Raw genomic sequence first — 12,570 nt, 5'->3', positions numbered from 1 at the left:
GGACAACTCCTCCACCAACCCCTCAGCCCCCGGAGCCCCCAACCCCCGACGACTGACCAACACCAAACGCCCCACACCCCCGACAGCCACCACATGCCGCGCCACCAACGCACCCAGACCACCCGTACCCCCAGTGATCAACACAGTCCCCCCACCCCAATCCACACCACCACCAGAAGCAGACGTGGCGAGGCGTTCCATGCGGGGGACGGACCAGATGCCGTCGCGCAGGGCGAGTTCGGTCTCGCCGGAAGCCACGACGGCCCGCCACACGGCGGGGTCGACGGCGGCGGGGTCGTCGACGTCGGCCAGGACGAAACGTCCGGGGTTCTCGGCCTGCGCGGCCCGCACCAGCCCCCAGACGGCGGCTCCCGCCGGGTCGGGCGAGCCGTCCGGTCCCATGGCGCGCCGGGTGAGAACCACCAGGGTGCGGTCCGACCGCTCGCCTCCGGCGAGCCAGGTCCGTACGGCCTCCAGCGCGCCCCCGGCCGCGGCGGCCGCGGCGTCGGGAACCGCTCCCTGGGGCGGGGTGCAGTCGCAGACCACGATCGGGCCCGCGGTGTCGGCCAGTTGGGCGGGCTCCACGGTCGGGACCGGTTCGGCGTCCGTCGCGGTGCCGACCGTGACGGGGTTCCAGACCACGCCGAACAGAGCGTCGGCGGCAGGAGCGGGGGCTGAGAAGTGATCGGGTGCGATCGGGCGGGAGGCCACCGCACCGATGGTGGCCACCGGCCGCCCGCTCTGGTCGGCGACGAACACCGCCGAGGCCGGCTGCCCCTCCTGCCGTCGGATCATGACCCGCAGCGCCCGCGATCCGGAAGCGTGCAGCGTGACATCGGTCCACGCGAAGGGGAGGAACGCCTGTCCCTCGGCCTCTTCGTCCCCGGCGATCAGGTCGATGTGCAGGGCGGAGTCCAACAGCGCCGGATGCAGTCCGTAGCTGTCGCCGTCAGCCGAGTCGGGCAGGACGACCTCGGCGAACACATCGGTACCGCGTCGCCAGGCGGCTCGCAGGTTGCGGAAGCTCGGTCCGTAGCGGTAGCCGCGCTCGGCCAGCCGCTCGTAGCCGCCGTCGACCGGGATGCGCTCGGCCCCGGCCGGCGGCCAGGCCACCAGGTCGAAGTCGGGCGCAGATTCCGCCGTCGACAGCAGGCCCTGCGCATGGCACGTCCACTCACCGGCGTCGTCGCCGTCGTCGGGGCGCGAGTGGACGGCCAGGGCGCACCGCCCCGAACCGTCCGGCACGCCGACGCCGACCTGCACCTGGACTCCGCCGGAGCGCGGAAGGACGAGCGGGGTCCGCAGGGTCAGCTCCTCCAGCACGGTGCAACCGACCTCGTCGCCCGCCCGTACGGCCAGTTCCACGAAACCTGTGCCGGGGAAGATGATCGTCCCGTTGATGTCGTGGTCGGCCAGCCAGGACTGGCTGTCCGCGGACATCCGCCCAGTGAGCACGACACCACCGCTGTCCGCCACCGTGACCGCCGCACCGAGCAGTGGATGCCCGGTGGGCGACTGGCCCACCTGCCGGGGATCGCCGCCGGTGGAGAGCGAGTGCCAGTAGTTGCGGTGCTGGAAGGGGTAGGTGGGCAGGTCGAGGTGGCGGGTGGGGGCGGGGGCGGGCAGGTGCCAGTCGACCGGGACGCCGGTGGTGTGGAGGGTGGCCGCCGCGGTGAGCAGTGTGGTGGCGGCGTCCTCCTGCGGCTGCTGGGAGTGCTGGGGGCGGCGCATGAGCGGCGCGAAGGCCAGCTCACCGGTCTCCTCGTCGAGGGTCTGGCGGGTCAGGGCGGTCAGGACCGCCTGCGGGCCGACCTCGACGAAACGCGTCACGCCCAGCTCGCGGGTGGCGCGGACGCCGTCGGCGAAACGGACCGGCTGGCGTACATGCCGCACCCAGTACGCCGGATCCGTCAGCTCCTCCGACACCAGCTGACCAGTGACGTTCGAGACCACCGGGACAGCCGGCTCACGGTAGGTCAGGGAAGCCGCCACCTCCGCAAACGCCTCCAGCATCGGCTCCATCAGCCGGGAGTGGAAGGCGTGCGAGACCGACAACCGGGTCGCGCGCACGCCGTGCTCCTGGGCGCGGGCCTGCACCGTCTCCAGGTCCCCCACCGCTGCGGAAACGACTACTGCGGCCGGTGCGTTGACGGCGGCGACGTCCACCGGCAGGCCGGCGATCAGCTCCTCGGTCTGCTCGATACTGGTGGCCAGGGCGAGCATGCCCCCGCCCGCGGGCAGGGCCTGCATCAACGCCCCCCGCGCCGCCACCAGACGCGCCGCATCCTCCAACGACAACACCCCGGCCGCATACGCGGCAGAGACCTCACCGATGGAATGCCCGAGCAGCACATCCGCCGGGATGCCCCAGTGCCGCAGTACGGCCACCAGCGCCGCCTGCACGGCGAACAGACCGGCCTGGGTGAACACGGTGGCATCGACCAGGGAGGCGTCCTGGCCCCAGACCACCTCACGCAGCGGCCGCTCCAGATGCACATCGAGGGCCGCGCACGCCTGGTCGAACGCCTCGGCGAACACCGGGTTGGCGGCGTGCAGGTCCCGGCCCATGCCCAGCCACTGCGAGCCCTGACCCGTGAACAACCACCCCGTCCGACCCGACGACACACGCCCAACTACGGCGGCTGTACCGTCCGCTGCGAAAGCGGACAGGGACCCGATCGCGTCCTCACGCGAGGACGCCACCACCACAGCCCGATGCTCAAGCCCGGCCCGGCCATGCGCCAACGCCGAAGCGATGTCGGCGACTTCAACGTCCTCCCGCCCCGACCACCAATCCGCTAGCCGTCCCGCCGACTCGGTCAAGGCCTCAGGGCTACGCGCGGACAACGCCACCGCCACCGGACCCACAACCGGCTCCGAGGCGACACCCTCCTCCGCCTCCGCAGCCTGCTCCACGATCACATGCGCATTGGTCCCGGAAATGCCAAAGGACGACACCGCAGCCCTGCGCGGCCGGTCCCCCACCCCCGGCCACTCCCGCGCCTCGGTCAGCAACTCCACCGCACCCGCCGACCAGTCAACTTGCGACGACGCCGCATCCACATGCAGCGTCCGCGGCATCACCCCACGCCGCATCGCCTCAACCAACTTGATCACACCAGCCACACCCGCGGCCGCCTGCGCATGACCGATGTTGGACTTCAGCGAGCCGAGATACAGCGGCGCCCGGCCCTCCCGGTCCTGCCCATAAGTGGCCAGGAGCGCCTGCGCCTCGATCGGGTCCCCGAGCCGAGTGCCGGTCCCGTGCCCCTCCACCAAGTCGACCTGGTCGGCGCCGACTCGTGCGTTGGCGAGGGCGGCGCGGATCACCCGCTGCTGCGCCGGCCCGTTCGGCGCCGTCAGACCATTGGACGCACCGTCCTGATTGACCGCCGAACCCCGCACCACCGCCAACACCGGATGCCCCAACCGACGCGCATCCGACAACCGCTCGACCAGCAGCAGACCCACACCCTCGGACCACCCCGTCCCGTCGGCCGCGTCCGCGAAGGACTTGCAGCGGCCGTCGGCCGCCAGGCCCCGCTGACGGCTGAACTCCACGAACGTCTCCGGCGTCGACATCACCGTCACACCACCGACCAGCGCCAGCGAACACTCACCCGAGCGCAGCGCCTGGACCGCCAGGTGCAGGGCGACCAGGGACGACGAGCACGCCGTGTCCACCGTCACCGCCGGCCCCTCCAGGCCGAAGACGTACGAGACGCGACCGGAGGCGATGGCGCCGGTCGCGGAGTTGTACGGGTAGTCGTGGTACATGACGCCGGTGAAGACACCCGTGTCGCTGCCCTGCAGCGTGCCGGGGTCGATGCCGGCGCGTTCGAAGGCCTCCCAGGACGTCTCCAGCAGCAGCCGCTGCTGTGGGTCCATGATCAGGGCCTCATTGGGGCTGATGTTGAAGAAGGCCGGGTCGAAGGCGGCCGCCTCATGGAGGAAACCGCCTTCCAGGGTGTAGGACTTGCCCTCGGCGCCCGGCTCGGGGTCGTACAGGCCGTCCACGTCCCAGCCTCGGTCGGCCGGGAACGGTGTGACGGCGTCGCGGCCCTCGGCGACCAGCCGCCACAGGTCCTCCGGGGACGACACCCCGCCGGGGTAGCGGCACGCCATCGACACGATCGCGATCGGTTCGCGGCTCTTCGCGGTGACCATGCGCAGCTGCCCCCGCAGCCGCTCGGTCTCCTTGAGGGAGGAGCGCAGCGCAGTGACGAGCTTCTCGTCGGTTCCGGTCATCGGAGCCTCACACATCCTCGGCGACGTCGTCGAAGTCGGCGCCCTCGAGCGCCAGGTTGATCAGCGCGTCCGCGTCCATGGCGTCGACGTCCACGGCGTCGGTGCCGTCGGGGTCGGGGGACGGGGCGGTGGTATCCGTGCCGGAGTGGCCGGCGAGTTGGAGCAGGGTGTCGAGCAGTCCGGCGTCACGCAACCGGGCGAGCGGGATGCTCTGCAGGACCGACCGCACGTCCCGTTCGGCAACGTCGTCGGACGCGCCCTCGGGGAAGAGCTGTTCGGCCAGGTGGGCGGCCAGAGCGGCCGGAGTCGGGTAGTCGAAGCTGAGGGTTGCGGGCAGCCGCAGGCCCGTGGCCGTACCGAGCCCGTTGCGGAACTCGACGGCGGCCAGGGAGTCGAATCCCATGTCGCCGAAGGGACGTTGGGGGTCGATGGCCTGGGCGCCGGGGTAGCCGAGCAGGGTCGCCGCTTGGCCGCGCACCAGCTCGGACAGGCGGTCGAGCCGCTCCGCGGGGGCGAGGGGCGAGAGCCGCTCGCGCAGCGCGGCTCCGTGGTCGGCACCGGCCGCGGCGGCCTGACGGCGGCCGGGTACCCGTATCAGGCCGCGCAGCAGATCGGGCACCTCGCCTTGTCCGGAGGAGGAGGTGTCGAGCAGCATCGGCACGAACAGAGGGCGGTCGAGTGCGCCGGCGCGGTCGAAGAGTTCGGTACCCGTCTTCTCGGAGAGGGGTTCGATCCCGGCGCGGCGGAGCCGCTGGAGGTCGGCCTGGCTCAGCTCTCCGGCCATGCCGCCGTCGAGCGACCACAGGCCCCAGGCCAGCGACTGGCCGGCCAGCCCGGTGGCACGGCGGTGCGCGGCCAGGGCGTCGAGGAGGGCGTTGGCAGCCGCGTAGTTGCCCTGTCCCGGAGCGCCGAGCACGCCCGCGGCGGAGGAGAACAGGACGAAGGCGGACAGGTTCGCGTCCCGGGTCAGCTCGTGCAGGTGCAGGGCCGCTTCGGCCTTGGGCCGGAAGACGGTGTCGATGCGCTCGGGTGACAGCGAGGAGACGACACCGTCGTCGAGTACGCCGGCGGAGTGCACGACCGCGGTGAGCGGGGCGTCGTCCGCAATGGTGTCCAGCACCTCGGCGAGCGCCGCACGGTCGGTGATGTCGCAGGCGGCCACCCGGACGTGCGCGCCCAAGGCGGTTAGCTCCTCGACGAGTTCCGCCATGCCGGGCGCGTCTGGGCCCCGGCGTCCGAGCAACAGCAGCCGCCGTACGCCCCGTTCGGCGACCAGGTGCCGGGCGAAGAGCTGTCCGAGATTGCCGGTGGCGCCGGTGACGAGCACGGTGCCGTCGCCGAATCCCGCGACCGGATGCGGCGGGGCGGGTTCCGCGGTGGTGCGCAGCAGACGGGCGACGAAGACCTCACCCGCGCGGACCGCCAGTTGCGACTCGTCCAGTCCGGTCAGCGCATCCCAGGGGAGGTCGTCGACGTCCGTGTCCTCGTCGAGGTCGACCAGCAGGATGCGCCCCGGGTTCTCCGCCTGCGCCGAACGGATCAGTCCGCGAACCGCGGCGCCGGCGAGGTCCGGTACGTCCTCGTCGCCGACCGGCACGGCCCCCTTGGTGAGGACGGCCAGGGTCGTCCCGGCCGTCCGCGGGTCGGCGAGCCAGTCCTGCACCGAGGCCAGAGCGGCCTGCACTGCGGCACGCGGCTCCGCGCCACCGGCCCGCAGGACGACGACGCTCGGCAACCCGCCCTCGGCCGGCAGCGCGTCGAGGCCGAGCACCGGCTCCGGCTCCCCGGCCGTCGGCCCGCCGAACGACTCGAGTGGTCCGCGCGAGACCCAGCTCAGCTCGTAGAGGTTGTCGCCGGTGGGTGCCTCCTCCTCCAGCGACCCCGCCGCCAGTTCCCGCAGCACCAACGAGTCCACGGAGAGCACCGGCTGGCCGGCCGGATCCCAGGCCTGCAGTCGCACCCCCGAACCACCGAAGGTGAGCCGGACGCGCAGCCTGGTCGGCTGCGCAGCCAGCAGAACGACACCCGACCATGCGAACGGCAGCCGTACGGCCGCCCCGCCATCCTGGCCGCCCAGCAGCGCCACGGCATGCAGGGCGGCGTCCAGGAGCGCCGGGTGAACGGTGTGCGCGGAAACGTCGATGTCCTCGGGCAGCGCGATCTCCGCGTACATGTCGTCCCCGTGCCTCCAGGCAGCCTGCAGGCCCTGGAACTCGGGGCCGTAGTCCAGCCCGAGCTCAGTCAATTCCTCGTATCCGCCGGTGACTTCTATGGGGACTGCCTCGGGTGGGGGCCAAGTGGTGAGGTCGGGGGTGGTGGTCGGGGTGCCGGCTGTGGTGGTGGTGAGGGTGCCGGTGGCGTGGGTGGTCCAGGACGCGTCCGGGCCCGGCGCCTGCGAGGCTGCCTCGGCGGGGCGCGAGTGGATACTTACCTCCGCCCGCTCACCGGCAGCCGTCACCTGCACCTGCACGTCCACCTCTCCCGCCTCCGGCAAGACCAACGGCCGGCCTACGACCAGCTCACCGATCCCGTCGTAACCGGTCACGTCCGCCGCGTGCAGCGCCATGTCCACCAACGCAGCCCCCGGCACCAACACCCGCCCGGCCACCCGATGGCCCGCCAGCCACGCCTGACGCCCCACACCCAGCCGCCCGGTCAACACCGTCGCCGAACCGTCCGCCGTGGAGACCGCCGCCACCAACAACCCATGCCCGGCCTCCCGCAAACCGGCCGCACCCACCCCCACCACACCAGAACCCACCGGAGCCGACAGCCAATACCGGCGCCGCTGGAAGGGGTAGGTAGGCAGGTCGAGGTGGCGGGTGGAGGTGGGCAGGTGCCAGTCCACCGGAACGCCGGTGGCGTGGAGGGTGGCCGCCGCGGTCAGCAGTGTGGTGGGAGCGGTGTCCTCCTGCGGCTTACGGGGGCGGCGCATGAGCGGCGCGAAGACCAGCTCACCGGCCTCCTCGTCGAGGGTCTGGCGGGCCAGGGCGGTCAGCACCGCCTGCGGACCCACCTCGACAAAACGCGTCACACCCAGCTCACGGGCAGCCCGGACGCCGTCGGCGAAACGCACCGGCTGGCGCACATGCCGCACCCAGTAGGCCGGGTCGGTGAGCTCCTCCGATACGACCTGGCCGGTCACGTTGGAGACGACAGCGGTGTTCGGTTGACGGTAGGTAAGGGAGGCGGCGACCTCCGTAAACGCGTCCAGCATCGGCTCCATCAGCCGGGAGTGGAAGGCATGCGAGACCGACAGCCGGGTCGCCCGGACCCCCTGCTCCTCGGCGCGCGATGCCACCGTCTCCAGATCCTCCACCGCTGCGGAAACCACCACTGCGGCCGGCGCGTTTATGGCGGCAACGTCCGCCGGCAGGCCGGCGATGAGTTGTTCTGCTTGTTCGGGGCTGGCGCCCAGGGCGACCATGCCCCCGCCCGCGGGCAGGGCCTGCATCAACGCCCCCCGCGCCGCCACCAGATGTGCCGCATCCTCCAACGACAACACCCCGGCCGCATACGCGGCAGAGACCTCACCGATGGAATGCCCGAGCAGCACATCCGCCGGGATGCCCCAGTGCCGCAGTACGGCCACCAGCGCCGCCTGCGCGGCGAACAGACCGGCCTGGGTGAACACGGTGGCATCCACCAGCGAGGCGTCCTCGCCCCAGACCACCTCACGCAGCGGCCTCTCCAGATACACATCCAACGCCGCGCACGCCTGATCGAACGCCCCGGCGAAGACGGGGTTGGCGGCGTGCAATTCCCGGCCCATGCCCAGCCACTGCGAGCCCTGACCCGTGAACAACCACCCCGTCCGACCCGACGACACACGCCCAACTACGGCGGCTGTACCGTCCGCTGCGAAAGCGGACAGGGACCCGATCGCCTCCTCGCGGGACGCAGCCACAACCACAGCCCGATGCTCAAGCCGACCCCGGCCATGCGCCAACGCCGAAGCCACTTCCGCGACTTCGACGTCCTCCCGCCCCGACCACCAATCCGCCAGCCGCCCCGCCGACTCAGCCAGCGCCTCAGGCGACCGCGCAGACAACGCCACCGCCACCGGACCCACCACCGGCTCCGAAGCACCAGCGGACTGCTCGGACTCAGCGGCCTGTTCCAGGATCACGTGCGCATTGGTCCCGGAGATCCCGAACGAGGACACCGCAGCCCTGCGCGGCCGGTCCCCCACCCCCGGCCACTCCCGCGCCTCCCTCAGCAACTCCACCGCACCCGCCGACCAGTCAACTTGCGACGACGGCGCATCCACATGCAGCGTCCGCGGCATCACCCCATGCCGCATCGCCTCCACCAACTTGATCACACCAGCCACACCCGCAGCCGCCTGCGCATGACCCAAATTGGACTTCAGCGAACCCAAATAGAGCGGGACATCGCGGTCCTGCCCATACGTGGCCAGCAGCGCCTGAGCCTCGATCGGGTCTCCCAGCCGCGTCCCCGTACCGTGCCCCTCCACCAGATCCACATCCGCGACCGACAGTCCGGCGTTGGCGAGGGCGGCCCGGATCACCCGCTGCTGCGAGGGCCCGTTCGGCGCCGTCAGACCATTGGACGCACCGTCCTGATTGACCGCCGAACCCCGCACCACCGCCAACACCGGATGACCCAACCGACGCGCATCCGACAACCGCTCGACCAGCAGCAGACCCACACCCTCGGACCACCCCGTCCCGTCGGCCGCGTCCGCGAAGGACTTGCAGCGGCCGTCGGCCGCCAGGCCCCGCTGACGGCTGAACTCCACGAACGTCTCCGGCGTCGACATCACCGTCACACCACCGACCAGCGCCAGCGAGCACTCACCCGAGCGCAGCGCCTGCGCGGCCAGGTGCAGGGCGACTAGGGAGGACGAGCAGGCCGTATCGATGGTCATCGACGGGCCCTCGAAACCGAAGACGTAGGACACGCGGCCGGAGGCGACGGCTCCGGTCGCGGTGTTGTGGGGGTAGTCGTGGTACATGACGCCGGTGAAGACTCCGGTGTCGCTGCCCTTGAGTGCGACCGGGTCGATGCCGGCCCGCTCGAACACCTCCCAGGACGTCTCCAGCAGCAGCCGCTGCTGCGGGTCCATGATCAGGGCCTCGTTGGGGCTGATGCCGAAGAAGTCGCCGTCGAACAGGTCGGCGTCGTGCAGGAAGCCGCCGGTGCCGACGTAGGAGGTGTCCGGCAGGGTGCGGGTCGGGTCCACCAGTCGGGTGCTGTCCCAGCCGCGGTTGCCGGGGAACGGTGTGACGGCGTCACGGCCGTCGGCGACCAGGTGCCACAGGTCCTCCGGGGAGGACACCCCGCCCGGGTAGCGGCACGCCATGGACACGATGACGATCGGGTCGTCGTCCCGGAGGGCGCCGGTTCGGCGTGCCTGCACACCGACGGGTGCGGCAGCGGCGGTGCCTACTGCCTCTTCCCGCAGGAAGCGGGCCAGTACGGCGGGTTCGGGATGGTCGAAGACGAGGGTGGCCGGCAGGCGCAGGCCGGTGGCGGTGTTGATGCGGTTGCGCAGTTCGACACCGGCCAGGGAGTCGAAGCCCATGTCCCGGAAGGCCTTGGTCGCCTCGATGGCGGCGGGGTCCGGGTACTCCAGTACGGCGGCCGATTCACGCTGGACCAGCGTGAGCAGGGTCTGCTCCCATTCGGCCTCGGGCACGTCCTGCAGGAGCCGGCGCAGGGCGGACACGCCGGTCGTCCGGCCCCCACCGGCCCGGCGGCGCCGTACGGGGGCCAGGGCGCGGAACATCGGGGGCAGCGACTCCGCGCCGCGGCGCAGTGCGGGAAGGTCGAGCCGGAGCGGCACGACGAGGGACCGGTCGCAGCGCAGAGCGGCGTCGAACATGGCGAGGCCCTGCTCCGCGGTGTGGCCGAGCAGCGCGCCGCCGGCGGCGGGTGCGTCGGTGTCCGCCATGCCGTCGCCGACGGCCCACATGCCCCAGGCCAGAGAGAGACCGGGCAGCCCCTGGGCGCGCCGGGTCTCGGCCAGGGCGTCGAGGAAGGTGTTCGCGGCGGCGTAGTTGCCCTGGCCGGGTGCGCCCAGCAGGCCGGAGGCGGAGGAGAACAGAACGAACGCGGACAGGTTGGCGTCGCGGGTCAGGTCGTGGAGATGGAGGGCCGCGTCGGCCTTCGCGGCCAGGACGGTGTCCAGTCGCTCCGGGGTCAGGGCGGTGATCACGCCGTCGTCGAGGACGCCAGCGGTGTGGATCACGGCGGCCAGGGGTGCGTCGTCCGGGATCGCGGCCAGCAGACGGCCGACCGCGGCACGGTCGGACAGGTCGCAGGCGGCTGCGCTGACCTCGGCGCCCAACTCGGCCAGCTCGGCCAGCAGTCGCGTGGCGCCCGGAGTGCCGGCACCGCGCCGGCCGACCAGCAGCAGGCGGCGTACGCCGTGCGCGGTCACCAGATGGCGGGCCACCCAGCCGCCGAGTGCGCCGAATCCTCCGGTCACGAGCGTCGTGCCGGGCTCGGTGAACACGGGCGCCGATGCGGCGGGGACGGGCAGCGGGGTGAGCCGGGCAGCGAACAGCCGCCCGTCGCGCACCGTGACCTGGGGCTCGTCTGCCGCGGCGGCCAGGGCGAGCAGGTCGGCGCCGACGCCATCGTCTCCGGCCCCGTTGGCGGTGCCGGTAACGGTGTCGACAGTGGTGTCGGCGTCGCTGTCGGTGTCGACGAGGACGAGGCGGTCCGGATTCTCCGACTGTGCGGAGCGGACCAGTCCCCAAACGGCCGCTCCCGCCAGGTCGGTCACCGCCTCACCGGCGACGCTGACCGCGCCCTCGGTGACCACGACCAGGGTGGTCTCGGCCAGGCGCGGATCCGACAGGAACTGCTGTACGACGGCGAGGACGCGCGCGGCACGCGCGTGGAGGTCCGCCACTACGTCGATGTCGCCGTCCTCGTCACGGACGCGGGTGTCACGCAGCACCACGACACCGGGCGGCACGGCGTCCCGGGTGAGCGACTCCCACTCCGTCACGGTGACCGGCTCGCGCGGCGTCGGCACCGGCATCCAGACCGGCTGGTAGAGGGGCGGGACGCCGTCCGGCCGTTGGTCGAGGCTCGCGAGTGGACGCAGGGACAGCGAGTCGGCGACGGCCACCGGGTGCCCCGACTGGTCGGTGATGTGCAGCGCGACCTCGTTGGCGGCCAGAGGCGTGATCCGCACGCGCAGGGCGCCGGCTCCGCTGCTGTGCAGCTCGAAACCCGACCAGCTGAAGGGCAGCGCGGCGGTGCCGCCGTTGGCCGACGACAGGGCGACCGCGTGCAGCGCCGCGTCGAGCACGGCCGGGTGCAGACCGAATCCGGCGCCGTCCTGTACGTCCGTCAGCGCTACTTCGGCGAGAACCTCGTCGTCGTACCGCCAGGCTCGGCGCAGGCCCTGGAACACGGGGCCGTAACGGAGCCCTGACTCGGCGAGGTCGGCGTAGAGGGCGTCGATCTCGATGGGATGGGCGCCCGCCGGCGGCCACTCGGCATCGCCGTCCGGTTCACGCAGAGCCGACGCGGCGGCGGAGAGCGTGCCGGTGGCGTGCCGTGTCCACTGTTCGAGGGCGTCCGGGGTGGTGGACCGCGAGTGGACGGCGACCGGGTGCAGGCCGTGCTCGTCGGCCACACCGACCGTGACCTGGATCTGGACGGCCCCCGGCTCGGGCAGCACCAGCGGCGCGTGCAGAGTCAGTTCCTCGACCCGCCGGCAGCCGACCTGGTCCCCCGCGCGCACCACCAGTTCGAGCAGCCCGGTCCCCGGGAAGTACACCTCGTCGCCGACCCGGTGGTCCGCCAGCCACGGCTGCGTCTCGACCGACAGCCGCCCGGTGAGCAGCGCGCCCCCGGTGTCGGCCACCGTCACCGCCGCACCGAGCAGCGGATGCCCGACCGCCTCCAGTCCGGCCGCGCCCACGTCGGCGGTGGAGACGGTGGGCTCGACCCAGTAGCGGTGGCGTTGGAAGGGGTAGGTGGGCAGGCCGAGGTGACGGGCGGGGGTGGGCAGGTGCCAGTCCACCGGAACGCCGGTGGTGTGGAGGGTGGCCGCCGCCGTGAGCAGTGTGACGGGGGCGGTTTCGTCCTGCGGCTTACGGGGGCGGCGCATGAGCTGCGCGAAGGCCAGCTCACCGGCCTCCTCGTCGAGGGTCTGGCGGGTCAGGGCGGTCAGCACCGCCTGCGGGCCCACCTCCACGAACCGCGTCACACCCAGCTCACGGGCAGCCCGGACGCCGTCGGCGAAACGCACCGGCTGGCGCACATGCCGTACCCAGTAGGCCGGGTCGGTGAGCTCCTCCGATACGACCTGGCCGGTCACGTTGGAGACGACAGCGG

At 72.4% G+C, this 12,570-nt stretch carries 2 protein-coding genes; both read right to left on the bottom strand.

Annotation, left to right across the window (positions count from 1 at the left end; all coding sequences use genetic code 11):
* Positions 1-4,248, bottom strand: a 4,248-nt coding sequence (locus AB0M27_RS44300) for a beta-ketoacyl synthase N-terminal-like domain-containing protein (protein ID WP_365731432.1), incomplete at its 3' end; no start/stop codon positions are given.
* Positions 4,249-4,255: 7 nt separating this feature from the next.
* Positions 4,256-12,553 carry an SDR family NAD(P)-dependent oxidoreductase gene (locus AB0M27_RS44295; RefSeq protein WP_365731429.1) on the bottom strand — a complete coding sequence of 2,766 codons (8,298 nt, stop codon included), beginning with the start codon at positions 12,551-12,553 and terminating at the stop codon, positions 4,256-4,258.
* Positions 12,554-12,570 lie beyond the last annotated feature (17 nt).

Origin of the sequence: Streptomyces sp. NPDC052107 (assembly GCF_040680215.1) — a bacterium.
GTDB lineage: Bacteria > Actinomycetota > Actinomycetes > Streptomycetales > Streptomycetaceae > Streptomyces.
Note: the sequence above shows the minus strand (reverse complement) of the source record. Positions and strands in the feature narration are given on the sequence as shown.